Origin of the sequence: Cupriavidus sp. UGS-1 (assembly GCF_021213615.1) — a bacterium.
GTDB lineage: Bacteria > Pseudomonadota > Gammaproteobacteria > Burkholderiales > Burkholderiaceae > Cupriavidus.
Genome location: NZ_JAJQJF010000015.1, coordinates 15,705 through 33,851, shown reverse-complemented (window position 1 = coordinate 33,851; position 18,147 = coordinate 15,705). Strand labels below are relative to the sequence as shown.

The 18,147-nt window shown below is 66.6% G+C and carries 16 protein-coding genes; 3 read left to right on the top strand and 13 right to left on the bottom strand.

The genetic code is table 11. The annotated features are described in order from the left end of the window. The first annotated feature begins 201 nt into the window (after positions 1 to 201). Both secD and secF read left to right on the top strand, forming a co-directional pair. Positions 202 to 2,076, top strand: a complete 1,875-nt coding sequence (secD, locus tag LRR16_RS18275) for a protein translocase subunit SecD (protein ID WP_232206762.1) — start codon at positions 202 to 204, stop codon at positions 2,074 to 2,076. Between the two features lie 107 nt (positions 2,077 to 2,183). Beyond that, entirely contained in the window at positions 2,184 to 3,155 is a 972-nt protein-coding gene (gene secF / locus LRR16_RS18270; RefSeq protein WP_064576533.1) for a protein translocase subunit SecF, read from the top strand. A gap of 163 nt (positions 3,156 to 3,318) precedes the next feature. Here the strand turns inward: secF and LRR16_RS18265 are convergent, their stop codons facing one another. The 10 genes from LRR16_RS18265 to purB form a co-directional block, all read right to left on the bottom strand. Further along, a complete protein-coding gene (locus LRR16_RS18265) occupies positions 3,319 to 4,311 on the bottom strand; it encodes a response regulator (RefSeq protein WP_064576534.1) in 993 nt (330 codons plus the stop codon). Beyond that, complete coding sequence (locus LRR16_RS18260; RefSeq protein ID WP_232206792.1) at positions 4,308 to 5,492, bottom strand: hybrid sensor histidine kinase/response regulator; 1,185 nt, start codon at positions 5,490 to 5,492, stop codon at positions 4,308 to 4,310. Before LRR16_RS18260 ends, LRR16_RS18265 begins: the two co-directional genes overlap by 4 nt. A gap of 5 nt (positions 5,493 to 5,497) precedes the next feature. Beyond that, entirely contained in the window at positions 5,498 to 6,829 is a 1,332-nt protein-coding gene (locus LRR16_RS18255) for a sensor histidine kinase (protein WP_006577203.1), read from the bottom strand. 20 nt (positions 6,830 to 6,849) lie between these two features. After that, complete coding sequence (locus LRR16_RS18250) at positions 6,850 to 8,241, bottom strand: cyclopropane-fatty-acyl-phospholipid synthase family protein (RefSeq protein WP_006577202.1); 1,392 nt, start codon at positions 8,239 to 8,241, stop codon at positions 6,850 to 6,852. A gap of 501 nt (positions 8,242 to 8,742) precedes the next feature. After that, positions 8,743 to 9,333, bottom strand: coding sequence for a YceI family protein (locus tag LRR16_RS18245; RefSeq protein WP_006577201.1), 591 nt, complete (start codon positions 9,331 to 9,333; stop codon positions 8,743 to 8,745). Between the two features lie 95 nt (positions 9,334 to 9,428). After that, positions 9,429 to 10,001 (bottom strand): YceI family protein, encoded by a 573-nt coding sequence (locus tag LRR16_RS18240; protein ID WP_232206761.1) that lies wholly within the window; start codon positions 9,999 to 10,001, stop codon positions 9,429 to 9,431. A 98-nt stretch (positions 10,002 to 10,099) separates the two neighbouring features. Then, a complete protein-coding gene (locus tag LRR16_RS18235) occupies positions 10,100 to 10,648 on the bottom strand; it encodes a cytochrome b (protein ID WP_232206760.1) in 549 nt (182 codons plus the stop codon). A 172-nt stretch (positions 10,649 to 10,820) separates the two neighbouring features. Further along, complete coding sequence (locus LRR16_RS18230; RefSeq protein ID WP_232206759.1) at positions 10,821 to 11,222, bottom strand: type II toxin-antitoxin system VapC family toxin; 402 nt, start codon at positions 11,220 to 11,222, stop codon at positions 10,821 to 10,823. Then, positions 11,222 to 11,464: an antitoxin gene (locus LRR16_RS18225; protein ID WP_232206758.1), complete on the bottom strand. Its 243-nt coding sequence runs from the start codon at positions 11,462 to 11,464 to the stop codon at positions 11,222 to 11,224. Before LRR16_RS18225 ends, LRR16_RS18230 begins: the two co-directional genes overlap by 1 nt. A 272-nt stretch (positions 11,465 to 11,736) precedes the next feature. Beyond that, the gene (purB, locus tag LRR16_RS18220; RefSeq protein WP_232206757.1) at positions 11,737 to 13,128 is read right to left on the bottom strand and encodes an adenylosuccinate lyase; all 1,392 of its coding nucleotides are present in this window, start codon (positions 13,126 to 13,128) and stop codon (positions 11,737 to 11,739) included. Positions 13,129 to 13,546: 418 nt separating this feature from the next. On the opposite strand from purB, the gene LRR16_RS18215 reads away from it, so the two are divergent. Next, positions 13,547 to 14,161 carry a glutathione S-transferase family protein gene (locus tag LRR16_RS18215; RefSeq protein ID WP_006577195.1) on the top strand — a complete coding sequence of 205 codons (615 nt, stop codon included), beginning with the start codon at positions 13,547 to 13,549 and terminating at the stop codon, positions 14,159 to 14,161. Positions 14,162 to 14,180: 19 nt separating this feature from the next. On the opposite strand, the gene LRR16_RS18210 is transcribed toward LRR16_RS18215, so the two are convergent. From LRR16_RS18210 to LRR16_RS18200, 3 genes are all read right to left on the bottom strand, one after another. Continuing rightward, positions 14,181 to 16,148, bottom strand: a complete 1,968-nt coding sequence (locus LRR16_RS18210; RefSeq protein WP_232206756.1) for a hypothetical protein — start codon at positions 16,146 to 16,148, stop codon at positions 14,181 to 14,183. Between the two features lie 283 nt (positions 16,149 to 16,431). Next, complete coding sequence (gene mnmA / locus LRR16_RS18205; RefSeq protein WP_255674167.1) at positions 16,432 to 17,580, bottom strand: tRNA 2-thiouridine(34) synthase MnmA; 1,149 nt, start codon at positions 17,578 to 17,580, stop codon at positions 16,432 to 16,434. After that, on the bottom strand, positions 17,577 to 18,080 hold the full coding sequence (locus tag LRR16_RS18200) for an NUDIX hydrolase (RefSeq protein ID WP_006577192.1): 504 nt from the start codon (positions 18,078 to 18,080) through the stop codon (positions 17,577 to 17,579). Before LRR16_RS18200 ends, mnmA begins: the two co-directional genes overlap by 4 nt. Positions 18,081 to 18,147 lie beyond the last annotated feature (67 nt).

Here is an 18,147-nt window from a genome sequence, read left to right as displayed (position 1 = left end):
CTCTCTTACGCCTTGCGGCTTGGCCGCAAGGTTCCGGCACGCCGCCAATAGCGTGCCCGCACAGCCGCCTGGCCCCGCCCCGGGAAGTCTCCGGTCGGGCCAGGCGGCTGTTTGCCAACCGGTTGCCTGCGCGGCACGCCCGCGGATTCCCGTCCGCGCGCCGCGCCGGCCGTAGCAAGACCGTAGAAAGACTGGCCGAAGATGAATCGCTATCCGCTTTGGAAATACCTCGTGATCCTGGTGGCGCTTGCCATCGGCATCATCTATACGCTGCCCAACTTCTTCGGCGAGGCGCCTGCGGTGCAGGTCTCGTCGGGCAAGGCCACCGTCAAGGTCGATCTGGCGATGCAGAAGCAGATCGAGCAGGTGCTGGCGCAGAACGGCTTGCAGCCCGACGGCGTGTTCTTCGACGTGTCGGGACAGTCCGGCTCGGTCAAGGCGCGCTTTCGCACCACCGACGAGCAGCTGCGCGCCAAGGACGTACTGTCGCGCGCGCTGAACCCCGATCCCGCCGACCCGACCTATGTGGTCGCGCTGAACCTGCTGTCCGGCTCGCCGAAGTGGCTGACGTCGCTGCATGCGCTGCCGATGTACCTGGGCCTGGACCTGCGCGGCGGCGTGCACTTCCTGCTGCAGGTCGACATGAAGGGCGCGGTCGACAAGAAGCTCGACAGCCTGGCAGGCGATGCCCGCACGGTACTGCGCGACAAGGGCATCCGCCACGGCGGTGTGGACCGCAACGGCGACCGCGTGACCGTGCGCTTCAACAATCCCGAGGACGCCAATCGCGCTCGCGGCGTGCTGGCCGACACCATGCCGGACCTGACCTTCGCGATGGACGGCAACAACGTGGTCGGCACTTTCACCGAAGTGGCGCGCCGCGCGGTGCAGGACGCCGCCGTGAAGCAAAACATCACCACGCTGCACAACCGCGTCAACGAGCTGGGCGTGGCCGAGCCGGTGATCCAGCAGCAAGGCGCCGAGCGCATCGTGGTGCAGCTGCCGGGCGTGCAGGACACCGCCAAGGCCAAGGACATCATCGGCCGTACCGCCACGCTGGAGGCCCGCCTGGTCGATCCGGACGCGCCGCGCAGCCCGCGCCAGGGCGATCCGATCCCGTTCGGCAGCGAGCTGTTCCTGCATGGCAACGGTGCCCCGGTGGTGCTGAAGAAACAGGTGATCTTCACCGGCGACCGCATCGAAAGCGCGTCGGCCGGCTTCGACCAGAACCAGCGCCCGTCGGTCAACATCAAGCTCGACGCCCAGGGCGGCCGCGTGCTGCGCGATGTCTCGCGCGAGAACATCGGCAAGCCGATGGGCATCGTGCTGTTCGAGAAGGGCAAGGGCGAAGTGCTGACGGTGGCGACGATCCAGTCCGAACTGGGCTCGAGCTTCCAGATCACCGGCTCGTACTCGACCGAGGCCGCCAACGACCTGGCGCTGCTGCTGCGCGCCGGCTCGCTGGCCGCGCCGATGGAGATCATCGAGGAACGCACGATCGGCCCGTCGCTGGGCGCCGACAACATCGAGAAGGGCTTCGATTCGGTGGCCTACGGCTTCGCCGCGATCGCCGTGTTCATGGTGCTGTATTACCTGCTGTTCGGCGTGTTCTCGGTGATCGCGCTGGGCGTCAACCTGCTGCTGCTGATCGCGGTGCTGTCGATGCTGCAGGCCACGCTGACGCTGCCCGGCATCGCGGCCATCGCGCTGGTGCTCGGCATGGCGATCGACGCCAACGTGCTGATCAACGAGCGCATCCGCGAGGAGCTGCGCGCCGGCGCGTCGCCGCAGATGGCGATCGCGGTCGGCTTCGACCGCGCCTGGGCGACGATCCTGGACTCGAACGTGACCACGCTGATTGCCGGCCTGGCGCTGCTGGCCTTCGGTTCGGGTCCGGTGCGCGGCTTCGCCGTGGTGCACTGCCTGGGCATCCTGACGTCGGTGTTCTCGGCGGTGTTCTTCAACCGCGGCCTGGTCAACCTCTGGTACGGCCGCAAGAAGAAGCTGCAGAGCGTGTCGATCGGCCAGATCTGGAAGCCCGGCCCGGACAACAAGGGCACCGTGGCCAACAAGTGAGCCAAATCAGCGCAATGAGCGCGAGCCGCGCGCGGCCCTGCCCCGCGGCTGCGCTCTGAACATGAAACACCCGAACGCAGCACGCTGCAGCAGATACAGGATTCACCATGGAATTCTTCCGCATCCGGCGCGACATTCCGTTCATGAAGCACGCGTTGATCTTCAACGTGATTTCCTTCGTGACGTTCTTCGCCGCCGTCTTTTTCCTCTGGCAGAAGGGCCTGCACCTGTCGATCGAGTTCACCGGCGGCACGGTGATGGAGGTCAGCTACCAGCAACCGGCCGATCTGGAACGGATCCGCGGCCAGGTCGGCAAGCTGGGCTACACCGACGTGCAGGTGCAGAACTTCGGCACCTCGCGCGACGTGATGATCCGGCTGCCGCTGCAGAAGGGCGCCGACGGCAAGCCGATCAGCTCCGCGCAACAGAGCGAGCAGGTGATGGGCGCGCTCAAGGCGGTCTCGCCCGACGCCAACCTGCAGCGCGTCGAATTCGTCGGCCCACAGGTCGGACGGGAGCTGGCCACCGACGGCCTGCTGGCGCTGCTGTGCGTGATCGCCGGCATCGTGATCTACCTGTCGATCCGCTTCGAATGGAAGTTCGCGGTCGCCGGCATCATCGCCAACCTGCACGACATTGTGATCATCCTGGGCTTCTTCGCCTTCTTCCAGTGGGAATTCTCGCTGTCGGTACTGGCGGCCGTACTCGCGGTGCTCGGCTATTCGGTCAACGAGTCGGTGGTGATCTTCGACCGGATCCGCGAGAACTTCCGCAAGTTCCGCAAGATGAACACCCACGAGGTCATCGACAACGCGATCACCAGCACGATCTCGCGGACCATCATCACGCACGGCTCGACCGAGATGATGGTGCTGTCGATGTTCTTCTTCGGCGGCCCGACGCTGCACTACTTCGCGCTGGCGCTGACCGTGGGCATCCTGTTCGGCATCTATTCGTCGGTGTTCGTCGCCGCGGCGCTGGCCATGTGGCTGGGCGTCAAGCGCGAGGACCTGATCAAGGGCGAAAAGAAGGCCGGCGGGGCCGACCGCGACGACCCGAACTACGGCGCGCAGGCATGACGTGCCGGTGGTAAGGAAGCACGCATAAAAAACGGGGCTCAGGCCCCGTTTTTTTATGCTCCAGCGTACCGCTCACCGGCTGTGTCCGCCCTCTCCCGCAAGCGGGAGAGGGGAGAAAACCAGCGGGATGGCAACCGCTTCTCTTCCTGCCGATCCCCTTCCCTCAGAACTGCTCGATCCAGATCGCCAGCCGGTCGGCGCCGAACTCGGTCGAGGCCGGCGCCAGGCGCGAGACGATCGTGTTGCCGTCGCGCAGCATCTGCAGCGCATTGCCGCTGTGATCGAGCCACAGCAGCGCGGCGAACCACGCGGCGTGCTGCTCCGACACCGCCGTGCCGACCGGTGCGCCGAGGAATTCGGACAGCACCGGCAACGACAGCCACACCAGGGCGTCGCCGTCGCGGCGCACCGCCTCGCCCAGCTGCTGCGCGATCACCGCCAGCGCATCGGCGCCCGCGGCGGCGTCATGCGCGGCGCGCAGCTGTGCCAGGCGGCTCGCCACCGCATGACCGAACGCGCCGCTGCGCTGGCTTTCGGCGCCGACCAGGTCGGCGTAGTCCATCCGCGCCCAGTCCGGCTCGGGACCCTTGGCCCCGGCCAGCACGGCGGCCGCAAGATAGGTCTCGACCGGCTGGAAGCGTTCGGGACCGATCAGGCTGGCGCACAGCGCGCGCACCATGCCGATGCGCGCCGCCAGCGTCTGGCGCTGGATCACGCTGAGCTTCTCGCGCACCAGCTGGTCGCGCTCGCGGCGCAGCCCGGCGATTTCCAGCGCCTGCTTGAGCTCCATGCGCAGCGCGGTGATGTCCCACGGCTTCTTGATATAGCGGTGGATCTGCCCTTCGTTGACCGCCTGCACGGTCGACTCGAGCTCGGAATACGCGGTGGTCAGGATGCGGACGATATGCGGATAGTGCTCGCGCGCATGGCGCAGCAGCTCGTTGCCGTATTCGCCGGGCATGCGCTGGTCCGAGACCAGCACGGCCAGCGTGTCGCCATGGGCTTCGAGCAGCGCCTTGCCCTCCTCGACCGAACCGCCGGTGACCACGGGCGCCAGCCCGCCGATCGCCCTCTGGAAATACTTGACCGCGGTGGCCTCGTCGTCGACGAACAGAATCGCGGGAGGCGATGCCTGGTTGTCGTTCGGTTCGTTCATTGACCGCTCCTATTGCTGTGCATTCGAGTCTTCGTATGGGGGAATTCCAGCGTCACGGTGGTGCCGGCGCCCGGAATCGACTCGATCCGGATGCCGCCGCCGAACGACTGCATGACGCGGTTGCAGAAAATCATGCCGAGGCCATTTCCGCCGGCGGCGGCATGCGTGGTGACCGGATCGACCAGCAGGCGTTCCATCACGTCCGGTGGAATGCCCGGGCCGTTGTCGCTGATGCGGATCACGGGGTCGGGCTGCGCCACCACACGGAAGCGCAGCGACGGCCTGGGAACATCGGTCAGCGCCCGCAAGCCGTTGTTGAGCAGCGACGACAGCACCAGCGACACGCAGTTCGGCAGCGTATGGACGATGAAATCGCCGTGCAGCTCGACCTCGATCCAGTTGCGCTGCGGGCCAGCGAACGGATAGCTGTCGAGCAGCGCCATGATCAGGCTGCCGGCGGTGATGTCGCGATCGTTCTCGCTGGTCAGCGGCCGTTCGCCATTGCCGCGTACCGACTGCAGGAACGACGAGATCACCGCCAGGCAGTACTGCGCATTGCTGTGCATCACCGCGGCCGCCTGGCCGATCTCGGCCTGGCGCTGCGGATCGTATTCGGCGCTGCTGCGGCTTTCAACACCGCGGGCAAAATTCGCGATAGCCGCGAGCGGGGTGTTAAGTTCGTGCGCCAGGAAGGCCAGCGTCTCGTCGATCGCGGTCAGCCGCTGGTGGCGCGACTGCCGTTCGCGATAGCGCTCGCGCGCCAGCGCCAGCACGTCGCGCACCGCCTGCAGGCCGAGCGGCTTCTCGAGGATGCGAAACACCTCGCCGCTGTTGACCGTCTGCAGCAGCATGTCCTTGTCGGCGTAGGCCGTCACCAGGATTCGCACGATCTGCGGATACTCGGCGGCGACCTGCCGCAGCAGATCGGCACCGTTGCGCCCGGGCATGCGGAAGTCGGTGACCAGCACCGCGGTGCGGCCGCTGTCGTTGCGCAGCATCTCGATGGCCTGGTCGGCGCCCTGGGCGAGCAGCACCTCGTACTCCGCGCCTGCGGCGCGCGCGAAGTACTTGCAGGCCATCTCCTCGTCGTCGACGTAGAGCACGGTCAGCCGCGGCTGGCGCCGATCGGATCGCAGCTCGGGCCGCGGATCCGTCCGCTGTTCTGTCCGCTGTTCTGTCATCGCGCTCATTCCGCCCGCGGCAGATCGAAGCTGAACGCGGCCCACTGGCCCAGCTCGCTTTCGGCGAACAGCACGCCGCCATGCCGCTCGATCACCGCATAGCTGATCGACAGCCCCAGTCCCAGGCCCTGTCCGACTTCGCGCGTCGTGAAGAACGGCTCGAACACGCGCGCCAGATTCTCGCTGGGGATGCCCGGGCCGTTGTCGCGCACGTTGACATGCAGCCGGCCGTCCCTCCAGACGACGGTGGTATGGATTGCCGGTGCCGGCGTGCCGGCCTTGCGCATCGCCAGCGCCGCGTTCGAGAACAGGTTGATCAGCACGCCGATGATGGCCGCCTCGTCGCCGAACACCAGCGTGTCGGGCGGCAGATCGCGCGACATCCGCACGCCGCGCAGTTCGTGCGCGGTCAGCCGGCTGGCCGAGTCCAGCGCCTTCTCGAACAGGAACGGCCGGCCCTCGACCTCGGCGCCCGGCTGCCGATAGGCAAAGATCTTCAGGTCCGAGACGATATGCTGGATCCGCTGCATCCCCTGCCGGGCATCGATCAGGCATTCCTGCAGCGAGGCGCTCTCCTTGGCCTCGGGCTCTTCCAGCGCGATCTCGATCGCCATCAGGCAGAAGTTGACCGGGTTGTTCACCTCGTGCAGCAGCCCCGCGGCCAGCGTACCGACCGCGGCCATCTTTTCCTGCTGCAGCAGCTGGCCCTTGATCTGGGCCAGGTTCTCGTTGATGCGCGCCAGCTCGTCGTTCTTGTGGGCCAGTTCTTCCTTCAGCCGGAACAGCTGGAAGCGGCCCTTCTCGTTGAAGTAGGTGTAGACCGCGCTGGCCGCGCCGGCGAACAGCACGAACAACGAGTTGACGATGAAGGTGCCGATCGGATGCAGGCCGTCGGGATGCAGCAGGCAGGCGACCAGGTAGCACAGGTACGAAAGCCCGCCGAACACGACGTTCTGCCACAAGCCGAACGGCAGCGCGATGCCGGACGCGAAGATCGCCAGATTCAGCCCCACGTAGTACGGCGAGGCGACGCCGTCGGTCTCCCAGATCATCCACGCGATCATCAGCTGCGGCAGCAACAGCCACGACAGCGTCAGCCACGGCGCCAGCCTGCGCCCGTGCCGGCTGTACAGCACCACGACGATGCCGGCGATCAGCATCGACACGACGATGCGGGCGACCGCGAACGGTACCTGCCATTCCGGGTACTGGCCGTAGTCCAGACCCATGCCGAGCAGCACCAGCACGATGGCGGTGTAGGCCCCGCCGCGGCTGAACGCCAGGCGAAAGTCGGCCAGTTCGGCCTGGTATCCGGCGTAGAGTCGGTTGACAGTCATGGCAGATCGGCGGCGCCGCCTCAGGAGATGGTGGCTTCAGCGAACACGTTGACGCCCGTGGCATCGACATAGACCTGGTGGTCGGTCGACTGCTCGGGCAGCAGGCTCAGCATCTTTGCTTCGTCGCGATAGATCAGGTACCACTCGAGCAGGTGTTCCATGCCGTATCGCTCGGGATTGCTCGAATGGACGTTGGTGACCAGGACCCGCCCGCCGGGACGGGTGCGCGCCGCGAAATGGTTCAGCAGGCGGGCGCAGACCTTGTCGGACAGATAGTCGAACAGGCCGGCGCAATAGACCGCATCGAACTCGCGCACCGAGGGATCCTCGACCGCGATACGGCGCTTGAGCAGCTCGTGCACCGACTCGTGCACCATCTCGACTTGCACGCTGCGGCCCGCCTCCCGCGCCGCCCGCTGGATCGAGCCGCGCGTGAATTCGAGCGTCTCCTCGCTGAAGTCGACCAGCTGGAACGACAGCCGGTCGGGCTCGGCGTATTCGCGCGCAAAGCGCTGGATTTCGAAGGCCGGGCCGCAGCCGACGTTGAGCACGCGAAACGGTCGGCCCGCGGCGCGGGCGCTGTCCGCCTGCCGGCCGAGGAACTCGACCAGCAGATCGATGCGGTTGCGGTGCGCGGTGGCGACCGCCGCCTTCAGGAAGGCGGTATTGACGATCTGGAAGTAGGTGGTCGGCCCCTGCTGCGGATCGCTGAGGATCTGGTTCACCATTTCGTAGTCGCCGGCGTAGCCGAGCGGCTTGGTGAAGGTGCGATAGACGAACGGCGCGCGCAGCAGCAACGGGTGCAGCGCCGATTGCGCATAGGTGCGATGGACCGGCGCCAGCTCGACGTCGACGCGCTCGGCCTCCTCTTCGAGCCGGTCCAGGTACGCCTTGACCTTGACCATCAGCGGCGTGGCCAGCTCCTGGAACACGTCCTCGCGCAGGCGGCCGTCGACCTTGGGCAGGCTTTCGGTCAGGTCGACCTGCTCGACCCAGCGCGACACCTCGGACAGGAAGGCGCGCATCTCGTTGACGGCGATCTGGTAATCGCGGCGGATGTTGAAGCGCGTGTCCCAGTCCGTGACGAACAGCTCGGCCTCGCGTCCCACCGAGCGCGGCTCGTTGGGCAGGTCGCTCAGCTCGCGCCATTCGTCGATCAGCGTCAGCGAGACCACCGCCGTGAGACCGGTATTGACCAGGCTCATCACCACCGCTTTGCCAAGATAGGCGTTCTTGGCCCCGATCCTCACGCTCAGGTCGCTCAATACCTCGCTGACCTGGACGATCGAATACGGGTTATAGACTTCCATCACCAGAGACTTTCTCTGGAGATTGATGATCGTGCCCCGCACCTGCTCGCCCTGCGAGTTGCGGAAGCTGACCACCGGATCAATTTGCGTTTGGGAGTACACGGTTTTGCGCCAGGGAAAATCCGAAGAATGCGGCTGGCTCATGCCGACACGGGGGTCGGGACGGTCCGGCGCGGCATGGGCGAAGGAACTCGCGAACGGCTCGGCGAAGGCGATGCACGGAAACTAGGGGTTGGGCATACGCTTGCGATCCTGATCGGGAAGTGAGCGGCGAAGGGGCAAAGCTGCGGAAACGCCTGCGGGCCAACGACAGGCCGATGCGGGCCAGCAGCCTGACCGGAAGCCGGCCGGCAACGGCCTCGGGCGCGATCGGGCAACGCCTGCCCCGGTCCCGCTCCCCGGGCCGCCAGGTGCGAATCAGCGACCGATTGTACTGTGGGCCCCTGCGGTGGACAACGACCCTCATCCCAACGAGGGGGAGCGGCCGCACATGCCCCCCACCGCGGGAGGGGTTGCCACCAATGAAAAAGGGCCGGATCAACCGGCCCTCGAATGGCAATGCGCAGGCAATGCGGATGCGCCCCAGGCAGGGCCGCGGCGGCGTCAGTCGGCGCGCACGCCCTCGACCTGGATCGCCAGCTTGACCTCGGGCTTGAAGCCCATCTTGACGCCGTAGTCGATGCCGAAGTCGGTACGGTTGAAGGTGGCATAGGCATCGGCGCCGCAGGCCTCGCGCTTGAGCATCGGATGCTGGATGCACTTGAACTCGCGGATCTCCAGCTTGACCGGCTTGGACACGCCGCGCAGCGTCAGCACGCCATCGACCTCGGTCGGCACGTCGCCGGCGAACTTCGAGAACTTGCCCTTGTAGGTGGCCTCGGGATAGGCCTGCACGTCGAACATGTCCGGGCTCTTGGCGTGCTCGTTCATCTTGCCGTTGCCGAAGTCGATCGATGCGGCATCGATCTTGATGTCCAGCGTGCCGGTCTTGGCGGCACGATCGAGCGTGACGACGCCGCTGGACTTTTCGAACTTGCCGCGCCACTTCGACAGGCCGCCCAGGTGATCGGCCTCGAAGCTCGGATACGTATGGGTCGGATCGAGGTTGTAGGTCACGGCGGCAGCCGAGGCGAGGCCAGCGAAGGCGGTGGCGGAAGCGGCGGCAACGATGGCGGCGGCGGTACGCAGTTTCATGGGTTCTCCGGTCAGCGGTCGGGTTGGATACATTTCGATCGGTTCGATTCGATCGTTTGGGGTCGTTGGGTTGGGTTCGAACGTTGCGATTCGGTTCAGGACTTGGCGGCCGTCACCAGACGGAACTTGATCTGGACTTCGTCGGCGACCACCGAGGTGTCCTTCCACTCGCCCTCGCCGATATTGAAGACGCTGCGCTTGATCGGCAGCACGCCCTCGAAAACCTGGTTGGCGCCTTCCTGGCGATAGGTCGCGGGCACCACCACGTCCACGGTCTTGCCCTTGATCGTCAGCTTGCCGGCGACATCGAACTTGCCCGCCGCGGCCGGCTTGATGCCGGTCGATTCGAACACGGCCTTGGGAAAGCGCGCGGCATCGAACCAGTCCTTGCCCTTGACCTCCTTGGTCGTGGTGGCGTCGCCGATCTCGAAGCTCGCCACGTCGATCTCGACCTTGGCGCTGGAGCTGGCCAGCCTGGCGGGATCGAAGTCCACCGCGGCGGCAAAGCGCTTGAACTTGCCTTCCATCGGCACGCCGATCTGGCGCGCCACCGCGGTCACCGAACTCTTGCCGGCGTCGAGCTGCGCGGCGGCGAGATTGGCGGCAAAGCCGGCGCAGGCCAGCGACGCGGCCAGCAGCAAGGCACCGGGACGGGGAATACGTTTCATCGAGGGCTCCTCGGATTCATTCGGTCAATGCTAAACAGCGGGAATCGGGTGGTGATCCTGCGGGCGATTCTGCGCAGGATTCTGGCGCTCGGGCGGGCTCAGCGCAGGAACGGCAGCATCCGGCCGAGCGTGCCGTCGCGGTCCAGCCACTGGTGCTTCAGCGCCGCGGCGGCATGCAGCACGACGATCGTTGCCATCAGGTAGTTCAGCCAGATGTGGGCGTACTTCAGCGTCTCCTTCAGCGCGTCATTCGGCTCGATCAGCTGCGGCAGCGGCCATACGCCCAGATAAACAACTGGCACGCCGGCGGACAGGCTGTACAGGTAGCCGGTCACCGGCACCACCAGGATCAGCAGATAGAGCAGCCCGTGGGCGGCCTTCGCGGCGGCTGCCTGCCAGGCCGGCATGCCGGCTACCGGCTCCGGCGCCGCATGGGTCAGGCGCCAAAGCACACGCATCACCGCCAGCGCGAACACCGTCACGCCGAGCCACTTGTGCCACGAGTACAGCTTCAGCTTGGTCGGCGTGAAGCCCGGGATGTCGGTCATGTAAAGGCCGAGCCCGAAGGCGGCGAAGATCAGCAGCGCGACGATCCAGTGCAGGCCGATCGCGGTCGCGCCATAGCGCGCGGGAGTATTGGAACGCATTGAGGAAATCCGGCTTCAGTCTTTATTCTTTCGGCAAACGCTATTGATTCTCGCATTATTGCGCCCGAAAAGTGACGTCGGAAAGGCGGAACTTCATCAAGTCGTTCAAAGCGTTTGAAGGGGCCTGCCCGCGCGACGGCCTGGGCTCGGCACATCGGGACGCCCGATGGCCTCAAGTCAGCCAGTTTTCGTAGCGCAAACCCGGCACGCGGGAAAACTCGGACACGTTGTCCGTCACGAGTACAGCGTCAATCGCCAGGGCATGCGCGGCGATCAGCATATCGTTGGCGCCGATCGGTTTCCCATGGCGCTCCAGCTCGGTGCGGAGCCGGCCATAGTGCCGATCGGCATCGCCATCGAGCGGCAACACGCGAAGCGTGCTCAAGGCATGTTCCACCCGGCGTGCCAACTCGGCAGAACCCTTCTTCGCAACGCCGAAGCGCAGTTCGGCCGCGACGACAATGGACGTGCACAGCGCCTCGGCGTCCGTCATTCCGATCCGCGCGGCACAGGCGCCACGGGTATTCCGAAGGGCCGCCGACACGATATTCGTGTCAAGCAGGTACAACGCCATCAAAGATCCACCGGCTCGGGAGGCCGGTCATCGATGTCCGGCCACGTCTCGTCGAGCGGCTCCCACTGCGTGAGAAGCGCCCGGAACGACGTCGCAGGAATCGGTTCGATGATCAGCTTGTCGCCTTCTTTACGCATGATCGCCTCCTCTCCGGGTAACTCGAATTCGCGCGGTATCCGCACTGCCTGATTGCGGCCATTGCGGAAAAGCCGCACATGCCTGCCTTCCGTTGTCGTCGTCATGGTACACCCCTTGGCATATGTCAAAGCATATGCCAACTGTAGTGGGTGCGCCAGTCTTCCAGTCATGTGGGAAATGGTACCGATTCGGCCCCCCTATGAAATAGGAGGTGGGCACATCGTGTCGCCTCCTTACGCTGCCGAATTGACCGGCCAGGCCAACCGGACAAGGCGCCCAGGAAGCAAAAAGCCGCCCCATGGGGCGGCTCGGTGACAAAGGGACGAGAGAGGCGAAGGGACGAGAGAGGCGCGATCCGGTACCGCGCCTTGCTTCCCTACTTCAACCGCTCGGCCAGTTCCACCGCGCGGCCGATATAGCTGCCCGGCGTCATCTCGAGCAGCCGAGCCTTGGCCTCGTCGGGGATCGCCAGGCCCTCGATGAAGGTGCGCAGCGCCTCGCGCGAGATGCCCTTGCCGCGGGTCAGTTCCTTCAGTTGCTCATAGGGATTGGCGATGCCGTGGCGGCGCATCACGGTCTGCACCGGCTCGGCCAGCACTTCCCAGCAGTTGTCCAGGTCCTCGGCCAGCCGCTCCGGGTTGGTCTCGAGCTTGCCCAGGCCGCGCAGGCAGGCCTCGTAGGCCAGCAGGCTGTAGCCGAACGCGACGCCGATATTGCGCAGCACCGTCGAGTCGGTCAGGTCGCGCTGCCAGCGCGAAACGGGCAGCTTCTCCGACAGGTGGCGCAGCAGCGCGTTGGCCAGGCCCAGGTTGCCCTCGGAGTTCTCGAAGTCGATCGGATTGACCTTGTGCGGCATCGTCGACGAGCCGATCTCGCCGGCCTTGGTCTTCTGCTTGAAGTAGCCCAGCGAGATATAGCCCCAGACATCGCGGTCCAGGTCCAGCAGGATGGTGTTGGCACGGGCCACCGCGTCGAACAGCTCGGCCATGTAGTCGTGCGGCTCGATCTGGATCGTGTAGGGGTTGAAGGCCAGGCCCAGCCGGTTCTCGATGACGTCGCGCGAGAACGCTTCCCAGTCGAACTCCGGATAGGCCGACAGGTGGGCGTTGTAGTTGCCGACCGCGCCGTTCATCTTGCCGAGCAGCTCGACGCGTTCGATCCGGTCGATCGCACGGGCCAGGCGCGCGGCGACGTTGGCCATTTCCTTGCCGAGCGTGGTCGGGCTGGCCGGCTGGCCGTGCGTGCGCGAGAGCATCGGCTCGCGCGCGTTGGCGTGCGCCAGTTCGACCAGCCGCGCATGCACGCGCCGCAGCGTCGGCACCAGCACGCTGTCGCGCGCGCCCTTGAGCATCATGCCGTGCGAGGTGTTGTTGATGTCTTCGGAGGTGCAGGCGAAGTGGATGAATTCGCTGGCGGCCACCAGCTCGGCGTTGTCCTGCACGCGCTCCTTCATCCAGTACTCGACCGCCTTGACGTCGTGATTGGTGACCGCCTCGATCTCCTTGATCCGCGCCGCGTCGGCTTCGCTGAAGTGCTCGACCAGCGCCAGCAGCGCGGCTTCCGACTGCGCCGAGAACTTCGGCATGTCGGGCAGGCCGGTACGGGCCAGCGCAATCAGCCAATGGACTTCGACCTTGACGCGGTGGCGCATGAAGGCGGCCTCGGACAGCCATTCGCGCAGCGGGTCGGCCTTGGCGGCATAGCGGCCATCGATCGGGGACAGGGCGGTGAGCGGCGAGAGCGCGGCGGGGGAGGCGGTAGCGGACATGCTGGCAGACGGCGGGAGGGAATGAAGAGGAAAACCTGGAACGGTCGGCGGGCGCGCTGCGCTGGCACAGCCTATGTACTCAAACGCATACAAAGCCGGGAACGATCCTGCGCAATCCGGCGCGAACCGGTGCACCGGCCTGGCAGCCGGCGCTGGAAAGCCGCGATTTTACCACCGCCCTCCCCGCTGCGCCGCGCGATCGTCGCCAGTGTTGCGGGCAGCCCCGCGGGGCGCCCGTTCGGCGCCGGCGCCGTGCCGGAACGGCCTCCCGGGCGGTTATACTCGCCACGCCGAGCCAGCGGCCTGTTACGAAGTGCATCAAGGCAGACCGGACCCGCGCGCCACCGCCGGCGCACGAGGCCAGCCGCTCCCGCTGCGGAGCGCCCGATGCACTTCATAACGAGCTCAAGGGGAGAACATGAAGCTGTACGCATCGCAGACCAGCCCTTACGCGCGCAAGGTGCGCGTGGTGATGGCCGAGAAGAAGATCGACTATCAGATGGTGGAAGTCGACGTGTGGTCGCCGGACACGGCGATCGGTCAATTCAATCCCCTCGGCAAGGTGCCCTGCCTGGTGATGGAGGACGGCGGCGCGGTGTTCGATTCGCGCGTGATCGTCGAGTACGTCGATACGCTGACGCCCGTCAGCCGCATGATTCCGCAAGGCAGCCGCGAGCGGCTCGAGGTGCGCTGCTGGGAGGCGCTGGCCGACGGCCTGCTCGACGCGGCGCTGCTGGCGCGGCTGGAACATACGCAACGCGAGCCGGCCGAGCGCAGCGAGCGCTGGGTGCGCCGCCAGCTTGGCAAGATCGACAGTGCGCTGGTGGCAATGGCCAACGGCCTGGCCGATCGCACCTGGTGCGCCGGCAACCATTATTCGCTGGCCGACGTCGCGGTCGGCTGCGCGCTGTCCTATCTGGACTTCCGCTTCCCGGACATTGCCTGGCGCGAGCGCCATCCCAACCTGGTCGCTTTCCACGACAAGATCAGCAAGCGCCAGTCGTTCATCGATACGGAACCGCCACGCGGTTGAGCCGGTGCCCGCCCGAGGGTCAGTCGAAACGCCTGTCCTCGGGCGGCGCTGCCCAGCGGATCGCATCGAAGCGCTTCCAGACGTCTCGCAGCGCCGCATGCCGCGTCGGCTGCGCGCGCAACTCGCACAGGGCGAGCAGCGGCAAACCCTGATACTGGCCGGGCAATGCCGCGGTGGCGGCAATCAGTTGTTCCAGTAGCGGTCTGGCGGCAAGTTGCACACCCTTCCGATCGCCGCTCCATTTGCGCAGGTCGAACATCGCCAGCCGGCACAGGACCTGCGCCTGCAGTGTCGATGGCAGCGTCCGGGTCTGCTGCAGCAGCCACGCGCGTTCATCGATCTTCCTGAACTTGACCGCCAGCGCATCCAGGACCTGGGCGCGCAGCGTTGGCTCGACTCGGGACAGCGCCGCGGCGATGATGTCCCGCCAGATGCGACTCCACTCCGGAGGCGGTTCCCGCATTTCGACCATCATCGAACGCCATGCCCTGGCGAGCCCGGCATCGAGCCACCCGGCGTGACGCCGCGCGTTGGTCGTGTGCGCCAGCATGGCACCCGCCAGCGGTCCCCAGACCACGAGGTCGCTGTCGCACCGATATGCCGTTGCCCTCGCGCTGTCCTGGGCGGCCAGCTGTACGTCCTCCGGCAGACCGGCGTAGCGCTCCAGGATGACGGCTTCATCCCGGGTGGTTTTCAGGATGGCCTTGACGAACGCCCTGAACTCGGAAACCGCCGCCAGTGGCTCGGCCGGGGAAGGGCCACCCCCCTCGACATACCGAAGCACTGCCGCCACCGCTTCCCGGTCCGCCGGCAAGAGCCCATCGGCGGTGGCACGGAGGCGGTCCGCCGTCCCAGGCGGCGCCCATTCGTTCGCTACCCAGGCCATGGCCTTGATCACAACGGCCCGGTCCTCGACGGACAGCGCCTGCGTGGAATCCAGCACGGCATTCCACACCGTCGGCCATGTCGCGCTCTGGAATCCCGGTCCCAAGGTGGTGTTGCTACGGTCGCACTCCAGCGTCTTGACCAGCTCGAGCAACAGCGCCGTTTGCGCCGACAGCGGACGTCGCCTGGCATCGAGCAGTTCGCCATTGGCTTGCAGCAGTTGCAGGTGGCGATCGGCAAGCGCCGGCATGCCGCTACGCCAACGCACGCGCTCCAGCAGCGTCAGCAGCAGATCCACGCGCTGCTCGAGCGGCAGGGTCCGTCCGGCGTCGATCCACAGCGCCAGCCCCTGTTCGGACAGCGGCCGCGCGCAGAGGCGCAGATAGGCGCACAGCGACGGTCCGCGCTGGCTCGCCGGCAGCTCCATGACCGCGACGATCAGGTCATCGGGCGAGACGCCGTACTCCTCCCAGACGGCGCCTGCGGAATCGGCTTCGGTGCGGGTCCGGTAGCCCGCAGCAGCCAGCAGTCGCTGAAGCGGGCCGGCACGAACCGATGCCGGCAGATCGAGCACCGCCCTGGCGATATCGTGCTGCCGCCGGCTCGCCAGATAGGGCAGCTGAAAGACACGCCGCACCAGCGTGGCCAGGATCTCGGCCCTCCGCGCTGTCGGAACGACGTGCTGTCCCGGGGCCAGGCATTGCCGTTTGTCGCGATGCTGGTCGGTCAAGGCGTGCGTCCCGGAAGTGCATTCGCGCAATATCGGCGCGATCGTGGACGGCGTCGCCGCTCGCCGCGCGTGGTGCAGCAGTTTGTCGGCATGCAGCGCGTTGCGTAGCGCTTGCAGCATCGATTTCGACGCGCGGGCCAGGTTGGCGCAGGTTCGCGGTGGCAGCATGCCGGCCACCTGTTGCCAGACATGGCAAGGAACCAGGTCGATGGTGGCCTTGCTGGCGGACGACGCCGGCTGTCCCGGTGGCGGCGCGATGGCAAGCGCACCGGTGCTGGCGGGATGGGAGGAAGGAAAGGCCGTCGGCTCGGCGACAGGCAGGAAGGACGGCGCGGAAGGCGCACGGCCAGTAACAGGCGGATTCAGGGGCATGGCAGGCAAGCATGGGCAAGGCCGCTTGGCGCCTTGCCGCGTGGAACTCGGGAAGTCGGGGACCCCGATGCGGGGCACTATCGCGCGCCATCGGTCGCGCCATCGGTCGCGCCATCGGGCGCGCCATCGGGCGCGCCATCGAGGGCACCATCGGGGGCACCATCGCCGGCGCCGCACGAATGCGAATGGTGCGCCAACTCCCTGCCCCCCGCTTTGCCGTAATTCCGCCCGCTTTCGCTTCTACCGCCTGCTGTTGCCGATCGTGCCGCTGGCCACGCGGCCCTTACTGGATGATGCCTCCGCCAAGACACACCTCGCCGTCGTACAGCACCGCCGACTGGCCCGGCGTGACCGCCCACTGCGCCTCGTCGAAGCGCAGCTGAAGATCGTCACCGTCGATCGCGCCGACCACGCACGGCGCGTCGCTCTGCCGATAGCGCGTCTTGGCGCTGAGCGCGGTACCCGCGCGCGGCGCTTCGCCGGCGACCCACGACAGGTCGGCGGCCCGCAGCGTCGGCGACAGCAGCCACGGATGGTCGTGGCCCTGCACCACGTACAGCGTGTTCGACGCCATGTCCTTGCGCGCGACGTACCACGCGTCGCCGCTGCCGTCGCGGCTGCCGCCGAGACCGATGCCCTTGCGCTGGCCCAGCGTGTAGAACGCCAGGCCGATATGCTCGCCGACGACCTTGCCGTCGGCCGTCTTCATCGGCCCGGGCCTGGTCGGCAGATAGCGATTCAGAAAATCCCGGAATGGACGTTCGCCAATAAAGCAGATGCCGGTGGAATCCTTTTTCTTCGCGTTCGGCAGGCCGATTTCGGCGGCGATCTCGCGCACCTGCGTCTTCGGGATTTCGCCCAGCGGAAACAGCGTGCGCGACAGCTGCGCCTGATTGAGCCGATGCAGGAAGTAGCTCTGGTCCTTGGTGTGGTCCAGCGCCTTCAGCAGTTCGAAGCGGCCATGCTCGCCCTGCCGCACGCGCGCATAGTGGCCGGTGGCGATGCGCTCGGCGCCGAGGGACATCGCATGGTCGAGGAAGGCCTTGAACTTGATCTCGGCATTGCACAGCACGTCCGGGTTCGGCGTGCGGCCGGCCGAATATTCCCGCAGGAAATCGGCGAACACGCGGTCCTTGTACTCGGCGGCGAAGTTGACCGCCTCGACGTCGACGCCGATCAGGTCGGCCACCGAGACCACGTCGAGCCAGTCCTGGCGCGTCGAGCAGTATTCGCTGTCGTCGTCGTCCTCCCAGTTCTTCATGAACAGGCCGACCACCTCGTAGCCCTGCTGCTTCAGCAGCCAGGCGGTGACCGACGAGTCCACCCCGCCCGACATGCCGACCACGACGCGCTCGCCGCGGCCGATGGCGGGGTTCAGTTCGGGACGGGTCGAGACCGCGGCAAGCGATCCGGCGTTGCTGGCTGCGCTCATGGATGGGCTCCCGGCATCAGCGTCGACGGATGCGTGTACAGCGCATCGAGCGCGAAGCGCTTGCCCGCCAGATAGTCCTCGACGCAGGCCAGCACCAGCGGCGAGCGATGGCGTTCGGGACAGGCGCGGATCTCGTCGGCGCTGAGCCAGACGGTGCGGACGATGCCGGTGTCGAGCGGGCGGCCGCTGTCGAGCGGACCCAGATCGCCGGTGAAGGCGAAGCGCACATAGGTGATGTCGCCCTCGGGATGCTGGGTGGTCGGCGAGGTCACCGAACGGGCCAGATAGCAGCCGAGCAGCGCGCGCGGCTCGAAGCTGTGCGCGGTTTCCTCCAGCGTTTCGCGGATCACCGCGCGCACCAGGCTCTCGCCCGGGTCCAGGTGGCCGGCCGGCTGATTCAGCTTCAGGCCGTCGCGGGTTTCTTCTTCGACCAGCAGGAAGCGGCCACCGCGTTCGATCACGGCCGCCACGGTGACGCTGGTTTTCCAGTCTTGGGACATGATGCACAAGTTTTAGGCAATCCGGCATTTTACCGGCAGGCGCGCGCCGCTGCAGCGAGGCCGCCCG

Bases quoted from the DNA above. Each gene is read 5' to 3' on its own strand.
- secF (WP_064576533.1), top strand. From the start codon at position 2,184: ATGGAATTCTTCCGCATCCGGCGCGACATTCCGTTCATGAAGCACGCG.
- LRR16_RS18225 (WP_232206758.1), bottom strand. From the start codon at position 11,464: ATGACGACGACAACGGAAGGCAGGCATGTGCGGCTTTTCCGCAATGGC.
- mnmA (WP_255674167.1), bottom strand. From the start codon at position 17,580: ATGAGCGCAGCCAGCAACGCCGGATCGCTTGCCGCGGTCTCGACCCGT.
- LRR16_RS18255 (WP_006577203.1), bottom strand. From the start codon at position 6,829: ATGACTGTCAACCGACTCTACGCCGGATACCAGGCCGAACTGGCCGAC.
- LRR16_RS18265 (WP_064576534.1), bottom strand. From the start codon at position 4,311: ATGAACGAACCGAACGACAACCAGGCATCGCCTCCCGCGATTCTGTTC.
- LRR16_RS18200 (WP_006577192.1), bottom strand. From the start codon at position 18,080: ATGTCCCAAGACTGGAAAACCAGCGTCACCGTGGCGGCCGTGATCGAA.
- LRR16_RS18260 (WP_232206792.1), bottom strand. From the start codon at position 5,492: ATGACAGAACAGCGGACAGAACAGCGGACGGATCCGCGGCCCGAGCTG.
- LRR16_RS18235 (WP_232206760.1), bottom strand. From the start codon at position 10,648: ATGCGTTCCAATACTCCCGCGCGCTATGGCGCGACCGCGATCGGCCTG.
- LRR16_RS18210 (WP_232206756.1), bottom strand. From the start codon at position 16,148: ATGCCCCTGAATCCGCCTGTTACTGGCCGTGCGCCTTCCGCGCCGTCC.
- LRR16_RS18230 (WP_232206759.1), bottom strand. From the start codon at position 11,222: ATGGCGTTGTACCTGCTTGACACGAATATCGTGTCGGCGGCCCTTCGG.
- LRR16_RS18215 (WP_006577195.1), top strand. From the start codon at position 13,547: ATGAAGCTGTACGCATCGCAGACCAGCCCTTACGCGCGCAAGGTGCGC.
- secD (WP_232206762.1), top strand. From the start codon at position 202: ATGAATCGCTATCCGCTTTGGAAATACCTCGTGATCCTGGTGGCGCTT.
- purB (WP_232206757.1), bottom strand. From the start codon at position 13,128: ATGTCCGCTACCGCCTCCCCCGCCGCGCTCTCGCCGCTCACCGCCCTG.
- LRR16_RS18240 (WP_232206761.1), bottom strand. From the start codon at position 10,001: ATGAAACGTATTCCCCGTCCCGGTGCCTTGCTGCTGGCCGCGTCGCTG.
- LRR16_RS18245 (WP_006577201.1), bottom strand. From the start codon at position 9,333: ATGAAACTGCGTACCGCCGCCGCCATCGTTGCCGCCGCTTCCGCCACC.